The sequence below is a fragment of the Reyranella sp. genome (assembly GCF_965279465.1).
Lineage (GTDB): Bacteria > Pseudomonadota > Alphaproteobacteria > Reyranellales > Reyranellaceae > Reyranella.
Map to the genome: position 1 here is coordinate 7,861,379 of NZ_OZ257242.1, position 14,538 is coordinate 7,875,916.

At 66.7% G+C, this 14,538-nt stretch carries 15 protein-coding genes; 9 read left to right on the top strand and 6 right to left on the bottom strand.

Going from position 1 to position 14,538, the window contains the following annotated elements; translation table 11 throughout:
- Window positions 1-143 precede the first annotated feature (143 nt).
- Window positions 144-1,025 (bottom strand): sterol desaturase family protein, encoded by an 882-nt coding sequence (locus ACQY8M_RS38300; protein WP_428667815.1) that lies wholly within the window; start codon window positions 1,023-1,025, stop codon window positions 144-146.
- 153 nt (window positions 1,026-1,178) lie between these two features.
- Between ACQY8M_RS38300 and ACQY8M_RS38305 the strand changes: the two genes are divergently transcribed.
- Together ACQY8M_RS38305 and ACQY8M_RS38310 are read left to right on the top strand one after the other, a co-directional pair.
- Window positions 1,179-1,739, top strand: a complete 561-nt coding sequence (locus ACQY8M_RS38305; RefSeq protein ID WP_428667817.1) for a TetR/AcrR family transcriptional regulator — start codon at window positions 1,179-1,181, stop codon at window positions 1,737-1,739.
- 311 nt (window positions 1,740-2,050) lie between these two features.
- Window positions 2,051-3,655: an ABC transporter substrate-binding protein gene (locus ACQY8M_RS38310; RefSeq protein ID WP_428667819.1), complete on the top strand. Its 1,605-nt coding sequence runs from the start codon at window positions 2,051-2,053 to the stop codon at window positions 3,653-3,655.
- Window positions 3,656-3,742: 87 nt separating this feature from the next.
- On the opposite strand, the gene ACQY8M_RS38315 is transcribed toward ACQY8M_RS38310, so the two are convergent.
- The 4 genes from ACQY8M_RS38315 to ACQY8M_RS38330 are packed head-to-tail and all read right to left on the bottom strand — an operon-like array spanning window position 3,743 to window position 7,021.
- Window positions 3,743-4,177, bottom strand: a complete 435-nt coding sequence (locus tag ACQY8M_RS38315; protein ID WP_428667821.1) for a Zn-ribbon domain-containing OB-fold protein — start codon at window positions 4,175-4,177, stop codon at window positions 3,743-3,745.
- Complete coding sequence (locus ACQY8M_RS38320; protein ID WP_428667823.1) at window positions 4,174-5,355, bottom strand: thiolase C-terminal domain-containing protein; 1,182 nt, start codon at window positions 5,353-5,355, stop codon at window positions 4,174-4,176. The genes ACQY8M_RS38315 and ACQY8M_RS38320 overlap by 4 nt, the downstream gene beginning before the upstream one ends.
- Window positions 5,352-6,551, bottom strand: coding sequence for an amidohydrolase family protein (locus tag ACQY8M_RS38325; RefSeq protein WP_428667825.1), 1,200 nt, complete (start codon window positions 6,549-6,551; stop codon window positions 5,352-5,354). The genes ACQY8M_RS38320 and ACQY8M_RS38325 overlap by 4 nt, the downstream gene beginning before the upstream one ends.
- On the bottom strand, window positions 6,548-7,021 hold the full coding sequence (locus ACQY8M_RS38330; RefSeq protein ID WP_428667827.1) for a MarR family winged helix-turn-helix transcriptional regulator: 474 nt from the start codon (window positions 7,019-7,021) through the stop codon (window positions 6,548-6,550). The genes ACQY8M_RS38325 and ACQY8M_RS38330 overlap by 4 nt, the downstream gene beginning before the upstream one ends.
- Before the next feature lie 105 nt (window positions 7,022-7,126).
- Between ACQY8M_RS38330 and ACQY8M_RS38335 the strand changes: the two genes are divergently transcribed.
- The 7 genes from ACQY8M_RS38335 (at window position 7,127) to ACQY8M_RS38365 (ending at window position 12,303) form a co-directional block, all read left to right on the top strand.
- Entirely contained in the window at window positions 7,127-7,939 is an 813-nt protein-coding gene (locus ACQY8M_RS38335) for a CoA-transferase subunit beta (RefSeq protein WP_428667829.1), read from the top strand.
- An 11-nt stretch (window positions 7,940-7,950) separates the two neighbouring features.
- Complete coding sequence (locus ACQY8M_RS38340) at window positions 7,951-9,102, top strand: acyl-CoA dehydrogenase family protein (protein ID WP_428667831.1); 1,152 nt, start codon at window positions 7,951-7,953, stop codon at window positions 9,100-9,102.
- A gap of 4 nt (window positions 9,103-9,106) precedes the next feature.
- Window positions 9,107-9,982 carry a CoA transferase subunit A gene (locus ACQY8M_RS38345; RefSeq protein ID WP_428667833.1) on the top strand — a complete coding sequence of 292 codons (876 nt, stop codon included), beginning with the start codon at window positions 9,107-9,109 and terminating at the stop codon, window positions 9,980-9,982.
- Complete coding sequence (locus tag ACQY8M_RS38350; protein WP_428667835.1) at window positions 9,979-10,701, top strand: FadR/GntR family transcriptional regulator; 723 nt, start codon at window positions 9,979-9,981, stop codon at window positions 10,699-10,701. Before ACQY8M_RS38345 ends, ACQY8M_RS38350 begins: the two co-directional genes overlap by 4 nt.
- 111 nt (window positions 10,702-10,812) lie before the next feature.
- On the top strand, window positions 10,813-11,781 hold the full coding sequence (locus tag ACQY8M_RS38355; RefSeq protein ID WP_428667837.1) for a Bug family tripartite tricarboxylate transporter substrate binding protein: 969 nt from the start codon (window positions 10,813-10,815) through the stop codon (window positions 11,779-11,781).
- Between the two features lie 160 nt (window positions 11,782-11,941).
- Complete coding sequence (locus tag ACQY8M_RS38360) at window positions 11,942-12,142, top strand: hypothetical protein (protein WP_428667839.1); 201 nt, start codon at window positions 11,942-11,944, stop codon at window positions 12,140-12,142.
- The gene (locus ACQY8M_RS38365) at window positions 12,052-12,303 is read left to right on the top strand and encodes an acyl-CoA dehydrogenase family protein (protein ID WP_428675600.1); all 252 of its coding nucleotides are present in this window, start codon (window positions 12,052-12,054) and stop codon (window positions 12,301-12,303) included. Before ACQY8M_RS38360 ends, ACQY8M_RS38365 begins: the two co-directional genes overlap by 91 nt.
- Here the strand turns inward: ACQY8M_RS38365 and ACQY8M_RS38370 are convergent.
- The gene (locus ACQY8M_RS38370; protein WP_428667841.1) at window positions 12,290-14,536 is read right to left on the bottom strand and encodes a xanthine dehydrogenase family protein molybdopterin-binding subunit; all 2,247 of its coding nucleotides are present in this window, start codon (window positions 14,534-14,536) and stop codon (window positions 12,290-12,292) included. The two genes, ACQY8M_RS38365 and ACQY8M_RS38370, sit on opposite strands and share 14 nt — an antisense overlap.
- Window positions 14,537-14,538 lie beyond the last annotated feature (2 nt).

Below are 14,538 nucleotides of genomic sequence, written 5' to 3' on the forward strand. Positions count from 1 at the left end.
TTCAGTTTTGCCACATCCCATGAGCGGCTCTGGAGAGCCGCGCTCCCAGCCGTTCGATGACTCTTCGTTGCCTGGTTGAAGAAGCGAAAGATCCCTCGCTACGCTCGGGATGACAACTTCCTTGTCATCCCGAGCGCAGGAGATCAAGTCATGGCGGCCCGAGCGCGCAGCTCCTTGGTCGTCAGCCCCCGGCCGTCCGGCCGCCAGCCGGGCGCGCCGAACAGATAGTGCCACGCCTCGTTCAAGGACCGCGCGCCGGCGAGGTCCTTGGCCATGCCGATCCACGGTTCGAAATTGATGCGGATCGGGTTGTAGGTCGTCACCGGCGAGACCAGGCCGTACTCGCACGGCCGGTCGGCGCGCTCGGCCACGTAGGTGCCGAACAGGCGGTCGAAGACGATCAGCACGCCACCGAAATTGGCGTCGAGATACTCCGGATTGCGGGCGTGATGCACGCGGTGGGCCGAGGGCGTGTTCAGCACATATTCCAGCACGCCCAGCTTGGGAATCCAGTCGGCATGGATCCAGAACTGATAAAGCAGGTTCAGGAACAGGGCGCTCAGGATGGTCACCGGCTCGAAGCCGAGCAGGGCCATCGGTGTGAAGAAGATCGTGGCGCCGCTGAACTTGCCGAGCCAGCCCAGCCGATAGGCCGCCGACAGCGTGAAGCGGTTGGGCGAATGATGCACCGAATGGGTGTTCCAGAACCAGCGCACGGTGTGGCTGGCACGATGGAACCAGTAATAGAAGAACTCCAGGCTGATGAAGAGCAGCAACACCCCGCCGACCGTGCCGAGATCGGGCGTGAACAGGCGGTGGTCGTAAGCCCACGCAAACACCGGCGTGGCGAGACTGTATGGGATGATGGCAAGCAGCCGGCGCACCGTGAGATCGGCGAACGAGGTTGCCCACTCCTTCCAGTCGTAGCCTTCGGGCCGCTTGCGTGAGAGCCACAGGCCCTCGATCAGCGCGGCGCCCAGCACCACGGGCAGCAGGATGAAGTAGAGCGGGCCGAGAGCTTCCACGACGGAATCCTTTCCTTTCGATGCAAGGGAAGATATGAGCACTACTCATGTTCTTGTACTCGCCTTGCGACGGCAGGGAGCATCATGGGCAGGCCTCGGCAACCCGTTGAAACAAAGCGCCGAATCCCGCGGCAGACTCGTGCCGAGGAAACCGTGACGGCGATTCTCGAAGGGGCGGCTCAGGTTCTGGAGGCTGGCGGACTGGCGGGTTTCACCACAAACGCCGTGGCCGAGCGGGCCGGCGTCAGCATCGGCACACTTTATCAATACTTCTCGGACAAGGGCGCCCTGCTGCGCACCCTGGCCGAGCGCGAGATGCGACTGACAATCGTGAGTGTGGCCAAGGCCCTGCGCGGCGAGGGCGAGGCTCCGCTCGAGGAGCGCGTCCGTGCCGTGGTACGGGCGATCGTGCATGCCTTCCACGGTCGCCAGCGCGCCCGCAAAGCGGTGGTGCAAGCGGTGCTGGCTCAAGGCATGGCGATCGAGATGGTGGCGCCCGTCGCCGCCTTCATCGCCGAGGCCGGATCAATCCCCCAGCACGGCATGGCGCGCCTCAGTCGCGAGCAGCAGTTCGTCGTCTCGCGCGCCCTGATGGGCGCAATCCGCGCCGCGGTTCTGGAGGAAGCGCCCTTCTTCAAAGGCCGCGCCTTCGAGGACGAACTGGTGCGGCTGGTGCTTTCCTACGTGGGATCGGTGTCAGCGGCTCGCGCCTAGTCAGCTGCCACTCCGACGTTCTTCGAGGAGCATGGCCACAGCGGTTATGCCGGCCCGAACGGAGGGGAGGTCGAGAGGCGAACAGCGATTCCGAAGGCGCCGATCGCACCAGCCTGATGATGCCATGCTGCACCACATGCTTGAGCCTGTCGCCCTCCGGCACGCCCGGCGCATAGGCGTCGGACTCCTGCTGCACGCCCACGCGCGGTTCGACGATTTCTACCCTTTTCATCCGTGCCCCCAGGGGGCGACATCGCAGCTTCATATGACTGGCGCAGATAGGGCTCGCAACAATTGCGAGAATTGAAAAAATGCTGCTGTCCCGTCGTCTCGCGCTCGGCCTTGCCGGCGCCTCCGCCCTGCCGCGTTTCGCCATCGGTCAATCGGACAACCGGCCGAGCCTCACCGTGGCGGTGCAGAAAATCTCGACCTCGAACACGCTCGAGCCCATGCGCGAGCAGTCCAACGTCGGGCAGCGTGTCTTCTACACCTTCGCAGAGACGCTGACTGATCACGCCTGGACCGGCGATCTGGCGCTGAAACCCGGCCTCGCCGAAAGCTTCAAGCGGATCGACGGGCGCACTCTCGAGCTCAAGCTCCGCCAGAACGTGCGTTTCCACAACGGCGACGCGATGACCGCGGAGGATGTGGCGTTCAGCTTCGGGCCGGAGCGGATGTGGACCGGCAGCCCGGTCGATACGCGCGGCATGTGGACCAACACCACGCCCGGCCTGACCAGCAAGGTCCCGCCGCCGGAGGCGCCCAAGATCGCGATGGCCGCCTATCCCGGCTTCGAGCGCATGGAGATCGTCGACAAATACACCGTACGTTTCATCAACCGGGTGCCCGACGCGACGCTCGAAGGCCGGTTGACCCGCAACACCGGCGTGATCTTCTCCGCGCGCGCCTTCGCCGAAGCGCCGACCTGGCTCGACTGGTCGCGCAAGCCGGTCGGCACCGGCCCCTATCGCATCGTCGAGTACAAGCCGGACGTCGAGCTCGTCCTGGAAGCGTTCGACGATTATTGGGGCGGCCGGCCGCCGATCAAGCGCCTGCGCTTCGTCGAAGTGCCCGAGGTCGCCTCGCGCGTGAACGGCTTGCGCTCGGGCGACTTCGATTTCGCCTGCGACATGCCGCCGGACCAGATCGCCGCCATCGAGTCCAGCCCGAAGCTCGAGGTCGTGGGTGGGCCGATCATGAACATCCGACTCACCATCTTCGACAAGCATCATCCGGTGCTGAAGGATCCGCGCGTGCGCCGGGCGATGACCCATGCCGTGGACCGCCAGGCGATCGTCGACGCGCTGTGGTCGGGCCGCACCAAGGTGCCCAAGGGCCTGCAATGGGATTTCTTCGGGCCGATGCTGCTCGGTGACTGGGCGCCGCCCGCCTTCGATCCCGCCGAAGCGAAGAAGCTGCTCAAGCAAGCCGGCTACGACGGCGCGCCGATCCCCTACCAGATGCTGAACAACTACTACACCAACCAGCTGCAGACCGCGCAGATCATGGTCGAGCAGTGGAAAGCCGTCGGCCTCAACGTCGTGATCGAGATGAAGGAGAACTGGGCCCAGATCCTCGGCCGTTTCCCCGGCCGCGGCATCTGCGAGAACTCGAACTCATCGTGGTTCAACGATCCCGTCGCCTCGCTCGCGGCCTATGCGCCGGGCGGGCAGACCTGGGAGGCCGGCCAGTGGGAAAACGACGAGATCGTCAAGCTGATGGCAACGCTGCAAAGCGAGGTCGACCTCACGCCACGCCGCGATGTCTTCCGGCGCATGCTGACGATCGTCGAACGCGAAGACCCCGCCTACAACGTGATCCACCAGAACGCGACCTTCACCGCCAAGCGCCGGGACTACAAGTGGCGCCCGGCCCAGTCGTTCGTCGTCGACTTCCGGGCAAGCAACTGGGGGTGAGGCATTGATTCCTCGCTGCGCTCGGATGACCCGGAAGTTTGCAACCAGAACAGTGTCATCCCGAGCGCAGCGAGGGACCTATGCTCTTCACGCCGTCTTCCACTGCACCAGGGTGAAGGGCGGATTGGCGTCGTCGTGCGGCTCGAAGACGGCCTCCACCTCGGCGCCGATCTTCACTTCTTGATGTGGATCTCCCAATAGATTGCCGAGCATGCGGACGTTGCCGGCCTCCGGCAGCTCCACCAGCACGACAATGTAGGGGCCGTGATCCTTGAGCGCGGGATGCACCGGATGCCACGGCCGCTCCCAACTGTAGATGCGGCCCCTGCCCGACACTTTGTGCCAGTCCATGTCGAAGGACAGGCACTTGTGGCAGATCCACTCCGGTCCCCACTGGAACGTGCCGCACTTGCGGCAGCGCTGGACCATCAGCTCGCCGCGGCGCGTTGCCTCCCAATGCGGCTTGTCGAGCCCGTCATTCTCCGGCACCGGCGCCGGCAGTCCGTTCGGAAGGTAGCTCATAACGTCGCCTCCGAGCCCAGGATCATGCTCGACACCGGCGTCACCATCGGGCCGGAGATCACCATCGCCACGTCGGCGTCCTTGACTTGCGCCGTCGACTGGCCGCGCAGCTGGCGCACCGCCTCGACCTGCAGCTCCAGCCCGTGCATGTAGCATTCGGCCAGGTTGCCGCCCGAGGTGTTGAGCGGCAGCTTGCCCGTCGGCGCTATCAGGTTCTCCGGCGTGAGGAAGTCGTTGGCCTCCTCGGCCTTGAAGAAGCCGTGCTCGACCAGGCTCATCAGCACGCCCCCGGTGAAGTTCTCGTAGGACTGAACGACATCGACGTCGGACGGCTTCACGCCGGCCATCTCGTAGAGCTGCGGCGCCACCGTCGTGAAGCTCGACGTGCCGTAGAGCGGTGCGTTGTGCACCCGCGCGGCATTGCGATGCTCGGAGCCTTGGGTCGAGCCCAGCAGAAAGGCCGGCTTCTGCTTGAAATCGTTGGCCTCCTCGGCCGGCACGATGATGAGCGCGGCGGCGCCATCGTTCTCCTGGCAGCAATCGAACAGCCGCCACGGCTCGACGATCCAGCGAGAGTTGTCGTACGCCTCCGCCGTCAGCGGCCGTCCGTGCATCACTGCGCGCGGATTGGACTGGGCGTGATGATACGACGCGAGGGCGATGGCGCGCTGCGCCGAGGGCGCGATCTTGTTCTCGTACAGGAAGCGCATCGCCCGCATCGCGTAGCGCTGCGCGGGCGACATCACGCCATAGGGTGCGTTGAAGGCGTTCTCGCCCGAGGCGGTGCCGCCCGGCGGCGCCGCGCCGAAGCGCTGGAATTGGCCCTGAGCCAGGGCGCGGAACACCACGACGCAGTTGGCGATGCCGCAGGCCACCGCCGCCGCGGCATTGCCGACGGCAGCCGAGCCGCCGCCGCCGCCGCCGCCCCAGTTCATGTTGGAGAAGCGCAGCGCCGGCAGGCCCAGCGCCGCGGCGAGCCGCGACGGATCGTTACGGTCGTTGGAGTACGACGCGAAGCCGTCGATGCGGCGCGGATCGATGCCGGCATCCTCACAGGCTGCGAGGATCGCCTGCAGCGCCAGCGTGAACTCCGACACCGGCGCCTTGCCGTGCCGGTAGTAGGTCGTCTCGCCGACACCGGCGACCGCCACCTTGCCGCGGAGAGTGCGCTTGCTCATTGACGGTACTTCGCCGGCACGTCGATACCCAGGAACCGCGCGCAGTTCAGGCCGAGGACCTTGGCGCGCGCGCCATCGGAGAGCTGCCCCATGGTGCGCTCGATGGCCTCCGCCGAATGCGGCCAGGTGCCTTCGTGGTGCGGATAGTCGTTCGCCCACATGAAATTGTCGGCGAGGTTGTGGCTCTCGGCCAGGTCGAGACCGGCCCTGTCCTCCTGGAAGGAGGAGAAGCCGTGCATGCGATAATACTCGCTGGGCAGATGCCTGAGCTTGGGCCGCACCCAGAAGTGATGCTTCTTGTAGGCCTCGTCCATAGCCTCCATCAGCCACGGCACCCAGCCGATGCCGGCCTCGATGGTGGCGAAGCGCAGGGTCGGGAAGCGCTCGAGCACGCCCGAGGCGCAGAGGTTTGCCACTGGCTCGATGGTCGGCGACAGCGAGTGCGAGACGTAGTTCACGACCGCTCCGCCGTTGCCGCGCGCGGCGCGCGGATCGCGGCCGGTCGAGACGTGGAAGGTGATCGGCAGGTTGGCGTCGGTGATCGCCGCCCACAGCGGATCGAAATGCGGCAGGTTGTAGTTCACATGGCTGCTGTCATGCGCACCCCACACCGGCTTGCACGGCAGGGTCAGGCACTTGAAGCCGAGCTTGGCCAGACGCTGCACCTCGGCGATAGAGCCTTCGAGGTCGGCGGTCGCCAGCGAGCCCGCCGGGATCATGCGGTCCTGGTGGGTGCCGAACTGCTCCCAGGCCCAGTCGTTCCAGACACGGCATTGCGCCATGGCGAACTGCGGATCGGGCGTCGCCCACATCGCGAGGCCCTTGTTCGGGAAGATCAGCTCGACGTCGATGCCGTCGAGATCGTGGTCGGCAAGCCGGCCGAGCGGATCGGCGCCCGCCTTGTTGCGCGCCTGGTCCTCGCCTTCGAGCGTCGAGAGCCGCAGCCGGTCAGGCCGATGGCCTTCACTGACGCGCCACTGCACGCCGTCCTTGTCGGTGATGACCCGCGGCAGGCGCTCCTTGTATTTCGCCTCGATGCGCTCGACCCACAGGTTGGCCGGCTCGTTGGCATGGCCGTCGGCCGACACCATGAAGTATTTCTTCGCAGCATCCGGCCGTGCACTACGCGGCCAGCCTGTGGCGCCGGGAGATTCGAGACGCCAGCGGTTCGGTTCGTTGACGACGATCTGGTTCATCGCTTCCTCCTTTTGGATGGTTGTTCGGCCGCTTGCTGCGGCTCTTCCATTTCACGTTCGAGCGTTTGCAGCACACGCTCGCAGGTTTCGAGGTCCGCCAGCGGCACGCCGGCCATCAGCCGGCCCTGGATGGCGCCGCCGATCTTCGCGGCCCGCGCCGCGAGCTCGCGGCCGGAGCGCGTGAGATGAATGCCGCGCGCGCGGCGATCGGTCTCGTCCTCGCGCCGCTCGATGAAGCCGCGGCGTTCGAGATTGTCGAGCAGCCGCACCAGCGACGGCCCCTCGATGGAGAGCGCCGTCGCGAGCTCCTTCTGTCGCACGCCGTCGCCCAGACGGCGGACATAGACGAGCGGCCGCCACGTCGCCTCGGTGAGCCCGATGAGACGCAATTCGGCATCGACCGCCTGACGCAGCCGCCGTGCGATGCGGGCGACGAGGAAGCCGAAGTCCGTGTGCTGGGCCGGTGGCATGGCGAGAAAGATAGGACGCTAATCATCTAATCGGCAAGTCGCTCTTGACTCCTTTGGTCCGACCAATAATTCTCCGGACCAACGATAAGCACGAATAGGGAAGAAATGCCGGTCTCCACCAAACAGTTCGCCATGGGCGAGATGCTGGCCGTGCTGCTGGCGCGCGACATGGCCGACGGCGAAAAAGCGATCGTCGGCACCAACTCCGACATCCAGGTCGCCGCCTGCAACCTCGCCCGCCAGCGCCAGGCGCCGCATCTGTGGTGGGTGTCGGGACCCGGCGGCATGACGAACCCGACCGAAGGCATCGTGCGGCCGGCGGCCGATGCCGAGAACATCGCGGTCGCCTCGGCGGTGATGGACCTGCCGCAGATGATCGATTTCATCGACTGGCAGGTGCACTTCTTCGACTTCGCGATCCTCGGCGCGCTGCAGACCGACCGTTTCGGCAACATCAACACCGTCTGCGTCGGCGATCACGCCAGACCGAGGCTGCGCGGCCCCGGAACGGTGGGCATCAGCGCGCTGTGCGGCCTGTCGCGCCGCTTCTACATCATGATGACGCGGCATGATCGCGGCGCCTTCGTGCCCCAGGTCGATTTCATCTGCGGTGCCGGCCACATGCAGGGCGGCACCTCGCGCACCGACGCCGGGTTGCCCGAGGGCGGGCCGCGCCTGGTCGTCACGCCGCTCGGCGTGTTCGACTTCGAGCCGGCGAGCAAGGCGATGCGAGTCAGGTCGCTGCACGAGGGCGTGACGCTCGACGAGGTGCGCGACAACACCGGCTTCGACCTGATCGTGCCCGACGAGATCGAGCGCACCGCAGCGCCCAGCGATGAGGAGCTGTTCCTGCTGCGCCGCACCGTCGATTCGACCGGCGTGCTGGCGCGCAAGTTCCCCTGGCCCAAGGCGCATTGAGAGCAGGACCAATGAACAACTATCATTTCGAAGAGCATCACCTGCTGCTGCGCGACCAGGTGCGCCGCATGGTCGAGAAGCACGTCGCCCCGATCGCCTCGGAGATCGACGAGAGCAACCGCTTCCCCGAGGAGCTGGTCGAGGTGTTCGGCGACATGGGGCTGCTGCAGCTCTGGGTGCCGACCGAGTACGGCGGCCCGGGCGCCGACCTCACCTCGGTCTGCATCGTCAAGGAGGAGATCGCCAAGGTCTCCGAATCGGCGGCGCTGCTCGCGGCCAACAACTCCTTCGGCCTCATCCTGCCGATCCTGAATTTCGGCACCGAAGAGCAGAAGCGGCACTATCTCGGCATCGCCGCCAAGGGCCGTACGATCACCTCCGTGGCGATCACCGAAGCGGGCACCGGCTCCGACGTGTCGTCGATGAAGACGCGCGCGGTGAAGGACGGCGCGAGCTGGGTGCTGAACGGCGGCAAGATCTACATCACTTTCGGCTCGGTCGCGCACTACATCCTGGTGTTCGCGCGCACCAGCGAGGGCCGCGGCGCCAACGGTATCTCCGCCTTCATCGTCGACACAAAGACACCCGGATTCTCCTTCGGCAAGGAGGACCGCAAGATGGGCATCCGCGGCGTGCCCAACGTGCCGATCTTCTTCGACAATCTGCGCGTGCCCGAGGAGAACATGATCGGGCCCGAGGGCCAGGCCTTCAAGACCTGCATGCGCATCCTCGACCTCAACCGCCCGACCATCGGCGCGATTTCGGTCGGGCTGGCGCAAGGCGCGATCGACCAGGCGGTCAGCTACGGCCGCGAGCGCAAGCAGTTCGGTCAGCCGATCACCGGGTTCCAGGGCATCCAGTTCATGCTGGCCGACATGCAGATGCAGACCGAGGCGGCGCGCTGCCTGCTCTACGACTGCTGCCGCATGGCCGACAAGGAGGACTGGGACGGCTTCCCGGCCAAGGCCTCGATGGTGAAATGCTATGCCAGCGACGTCGCCATGAAGGTCACGACCGACGCCGTGCAGATCTTCGGCGGCGCGGGCTACATGCGCGACTTCCCGGTCGAGCGCTTCATGCGCGACGCCAAGATCAACCAGATCTTCGAGGGCACCAACCAGATCCAGCGCCTGGTGATCGCCCGCCACATGCTGCGGGGCTGATACCATGGCCATCAACAAGATCGTCGATCTCGATACCGCCCTGTCCGCCGTCAAGGGCGGCATGACGCTGGGTATCGGGGGCTGGATCTTCCACGGCCAGCCGATGAGCCTGGTGCGCGGCCTGATCCGCCGCGGCGTGCGCGACCTCACCCTGATCCCCTCGCCCGGCAGCGTGGCGCCGGACATGATGATCGGCGCCGGCTGCGTGAGGACCACCGGCTGCGTCTTCATCAGCTTCGAGCATCTCGGTCTCGCGCCCAACTTTCGCCGTGCCGCTCAATCGGGCGCGGTGAAGGTGCTGGAGATGGACGGGCCCGGCATCGCGGGCGGCTTGCGGGCCGGCGCTTGCGACCTGCCCTACGGGCTTATCCCCGATCTCGGCACAGACCTGCCCAAGGTCAACCCGGAGACTTACCGCAAGGCAAGGGTGCAGGAGGGCGCGCGGCCTCTGCTCGAAGTGCCGGCGATCAAGCCCGACGTGGCGATCTTCCACGGCCAGCAGGCCGACGAGGAAGGCAACGTGCAGTATTTCGGCGCAGGCTACTTCGACCTGCTGATGGCGCAGGCGGCCAAGTACGTGATCTGCTCGGTCGACCGCATCGTGCCGGCCAGCACGGTCCGCCACGACGCCCGCCTGACGAAGATCCCCGCAGCCTTCGTCGATGCCGTGGTGGTGACGCCATTCGGTGCTCATCCCGGCGCGAGTGCGGGCCTTTACGATCAGGACGAGGCGCATCTCAAGGCCTATGTCGCCGCGAGCCGAGACCAGAAGAGCTTCGATGCCTATCTCGACAGCCACGCCCGCGTAGGCGAGGACGCCTATCGCGAACGCATCGGCGCCAAGGCGCTGACCGGCCTCACCACCGGCATCGCGGCATGAGCCAAGCCTTCGATCCGATCAAGCGCCGGCGCCTCTCCGACCAAGTGTCGGCCGAGATCCAGGTGCGCATCGCTTCGGGCGAGCTGAAGAGCGGCGACAAGCTGCCGCCCGAGCGCGAGATGGCCGAAAGCTTCAAGGTCAGCCGCGGCGCTGTGCGCGAGGCGCTGCGCAATCTCGAACGATCGGGCCTGGTGGCGCTGCAGGCAGGCGCACGCGGCGGCGCCTTCATCGGCCATGGCGATCCCAACCTGATCAGCGACAGCTTCCGCAATCTGTACCAACTCGGCAGCGTGTCGCTCGACGAGCTGACCGAGGCCCGGCTGTGGCTCGCCTCGACGGTCGTACGCATCGCTTGTGCGCGAGCCACCGAGGAGGACCTCGATGCGCTGACCGCCAACGTCGACGAGGCCGAACGGCTGATCAAGGCCAAGCGCTTCGAGGAGAAGATCGACGTCCAGATCGAGTTCCACAACATCCTGGCGCGCTGCACGCGCAACGCCGTGATGCAGATGCTGATGGGCGCGACCATGGAGGTGATGCGGGATTTCGCCCACGCCGCCGGCGGCGAGCGCAACGATCTCACCATCAAGGCGCGCCGCCGCCTGCTCGCCGCACTGCGTGAACGCGACGCCGAAGCGGCGGTGGCGGCGATGACCGATCATCTCGAGGAGCTGCGCGAGCGCTATCGCGACCGCGCCCGGCCGCGACGGCCGTCGTGAGAGTCATGCTCTTTCGGACCGCGAGCGTCCCGCTCGCTCAGACTCATGAGCGAGCGGGACGCTCGCGGTCCGGAAGATCAATGAGAAAAAAGAAAAACCTTGGAGGAAACGATGACGGTCGGGAGACGCCTGTTCCTTAGCCTTGCCCTGACATTGCCCGGCGCCGCGCGGGCGCAAACGCAGTTTCCGGACAGGCCGATTCGCCTGGTGGTGCCCTATGCGCCCGGCGGCACGACCGACATCATGGCGCGCACCCTTCAGGAGCCGCTGTCGAAGATCCTCGGCCAGCCAGTGATCGTCGACAACAAGGCGGGCGCTGCCGGCGCCATCGGCACGGCGCAGGTCGCCCAGGCCGCGCCCGACGGCTACACGCTAGTCTTCGGCAACAATGGACCGAGCGCGATCGTGCCGCTGACCCAGAAGGACGTCGGCTACGACCCAATCAGGAATTTCGCGCCCGTCTCGCTGGTCTCGATCGCGCCGCTCACCCTCGTCGTGCACTCGAGCGTGCCGGCCAGCAATGTGAAGGAGCTGATCGCGTACGCGAAGACATTGCCAAACGGCCTCGACTACGGCTCGGCCGGCGCGGGATCGCTCGGTCACCTGGCGTCGGAGCTGTTCGGCAAGGAGGCCGGTATCAAGCTGGTGCATGTGCCCTACAAGGGCCAGGCTCCCTCGACCCTGGCGGTGATGAACGGCGAAGTGAAGATGCTGCTCACCACCTCGTCCGATACGCAGGACGCGGCGGTGAAGGCCGGCAAGCTCAAGCTGCTCGCCGTCTCGACCGCGAAGCCCTCGCCGCTGATGCCCGGCGCGCCGACCATCAACCAGTCGCTGCCCGGTTACGAGACCGTCGTGTGGTTCGCCATCCTGGCACCAGCCGGCACCCCCGCGCCGGTGGTCGCAAAGCTGAACGGCGCGGTCCGCGAGGTGCTGTCCGATCCGGAGATCCAGAAGAAGTTCGTCGGCTACGGCTGCGTGGCGACAGCCAGCGCGCCTCAGGAGCTCGGCACCATGATCGCCAACGAAGTGCCGAAGTGGGCGGAACTGGTGAAGTCCGGCCGCATCGTGACGCAGTGAGAGAGGCCATGAGCGAGCGTGCAGAGACGATCGAGCAACTCATCCAGACCGTGCGCCGCTTCGCGCGCGAGCTGCTGATCCCGGCCGAGCGGGAAGTCCAGGAGACCGACGACATCCCCGAGGGGTCATCCGCCAGATCAAAGAGCTTGGCCTGTTCGGCATGGCGATCGCCGAGAAATACGATGGGCTCGGCCTGTCGCTCCACGAGGAGGCACGGGTCGTGGCGGCGCGCGACGGCGACCACTACGTCATCGACGCGACCACTACGTCATCGACGGCACCAAGCGCTTCACCACCAACTCGCCGCATTTCGGCCTGTTCAGCGTGTTCGCGCGCACTGCGCCCAAGGAGGCCGGTGTAGCCGGAATCTCAGCCTTCCTGGTCGAGGTCGGCGTGCCCGGCCTCGCCGTCACCAAGCTTTACAAGAAGATGGGCTTCCGCGGCGCCCATACCGCCGACGTGATCTTCGAGAGCTGCCGGGTGCCGGCATCGGCGCTGCTCGGCGGCCTCAAGCCGGAGTAGCGGACGCGGCCCGGATCGCCTGCCATACGCGCTCGGGCGAGCAGGGCATGTCGATGTGGGTAACGCCGAACTCGGCCAGCGCATCGACCACGGCATTCACGATCACGCCCAGCGCCGGCGTGATGCCGCCCTCGCCGCCGCCGCGCATGCCGAGCGGATGCGTCGTCGACGGCACCTCCGAGAGCGCCGTGACGAAGCGCGGGAAATCGTCGGCGTGCGGCATGGCATAGTCCATGAACGAACCGGACAGGAGCTGGCCGTTGCCGTCATAGACGACGCGCTCCATCAGCGCCTGCCCCGCCCCCTGGGCGATGCCGCCATGGGTCTGGCCGTGCAGGATCAGCGGGTTCACCGCACGGCCGACGTCGTCGACGGTGGTGTAGCGGTCGAGCCGCACCACGCCGGTTTCGGCGTCGATCTCGACCTCGCAGACGTGCCAGCCATAAGGATAGGCGCCGACCCGGCTGTTGACCTCGCCCGCATCGGCGATCGGTCCGTGCGTTGCGGCGAGCTCGACGAGGGCGACGCTCCGGTCGGTGCCTTTCACGGTGAAGCGGCCGTTGGCGAACGCGATGTCCGCCTCGCTCGCCTCGAGCTGCTCGGCGGCGAGCTTGGTGCCCTTGGCGATGATGCCCTGCGATGCCTTGTGGATCGTCGTGCCGGCATGTCGCATTGAACGGCCGGAATGCGAGCCGCCGCCGATCGTGAGGCGATCGCTGTCGCTGCTCTCGATCACGACCTTGTGGGCCGGGATGCCGAGCCATTCCTCGACGAGCTGCGCGAAGCTGGTGGCATGGCCCTGGCCGGCGGACAGCGTTCCGATCAGCACCTCGACCGTGCCGTCGGCGCGCACCGTCACTCCGGCGCGCTCCTGCGGCGCGCCGCTCTGCGATTCGATATAGCCGCCGAGGCCGAGGCCGCGCCTGAGGCCGCGCGCCGCCGACTCTTTCTGCCGCGCGCCATAGCCGGTCCAGTCGGCCAGCTTCAGCACGGCCTCGAACGTGCCGGCATAGTCGCCGCTGTCGTAGGTCACTCCGAAGGCATTGCGATAGGGCGTCGTCTCGATGAGATTGCGACGGCGCAGCTCGACCCGGTCGAAGCCGCATTCGCGCGCGGCCATGTCGATCAGCCGCTCGATCACGAACATCGTCTCGGGCCGGCCGGCGCTGCGATAGGGCGCCGTGGACTGGGTATTGCTGAGCACCGCGCGCGCCCGCGCCGTCGCCGGCATGTCGTAGACGCTGGTCATGAGCTGCGTGCCCTTGGTCAGCGGAATGTATGAGGCGGTGTAGGCCCCGACATTGCTGATCGCCGTCGCATGCAGGCCGACGAACTTGCCGTCGGCTGAAATCGCCAGCTCCGACTCGACCCGCAGGTCGCGGGCGGCATAGTCGCTGGCGAAGGCCTCGCCGCGTTCGCAAGTCCATTTGACTGGACGGCCGACTTTCTTTGCCGCCCACGCGACCAGCACGAACTCGGGATACAGGAAATTGCGCGTGCCGAAGTTGCCGCCGGTCTCCCTGGCGATGACGCGGACCTGCTCAGGCTCGATACCGAGGATGATCGCCAGCTCCTTCTTCGGCCGCACCACCGCGCCGCCGCCGGCGTAGAGCGTGTAGCGGCCGCTCGCCGGATCGTAGGTGCCCAGGGCGGCGCGCGGCTCCATCGGCACGCCGGCGATCCGCTGGATGTCGGTCTCGATACGGACGACGTATTCCGCCTCGGCGAAGCCCTCGCGCGTCGCCCGGGGATTGCCGACGCGGGCATCGACGGCGATGTCGTCCATCGGCGGCAGGGCCTCGTAGACGACATCGATGGCCTCGGCAGCGTCCTTGGCCTGTGCCACGGTCTCAGCGACAACGAAGGCCACGCCCTCGCCAACGAAACGCACGCTGTCCGTCGCGAGGACCATCGGCCGCTCGAGCAGGTGCGGCGAGCCGTCGAGATTGTCCAGCCGGATATCGGGCGGGCTCATCGCCTGCGGGATGTGCGGGATCGGCTTCAGCCCTTCGGCGAGCACGTCGGCGCCGGTCAGCACCAGCAGCACGCCCGGCATCTGCAACACCGCCCCGGCATCGATCGACACGATGCGCGCATGGGCGTGCGTCGAGCGCAGCACGAAGCCGCGCGCCTGGTTCGGCTGGGTGAAGTCGTCCGAGTAGCAGCCGCCGCCGGTCAGCAGCCGCGCATCCTCCAGCCGCGGTAGCGACGCGCCGATGCCGTTGCCGGCCATCC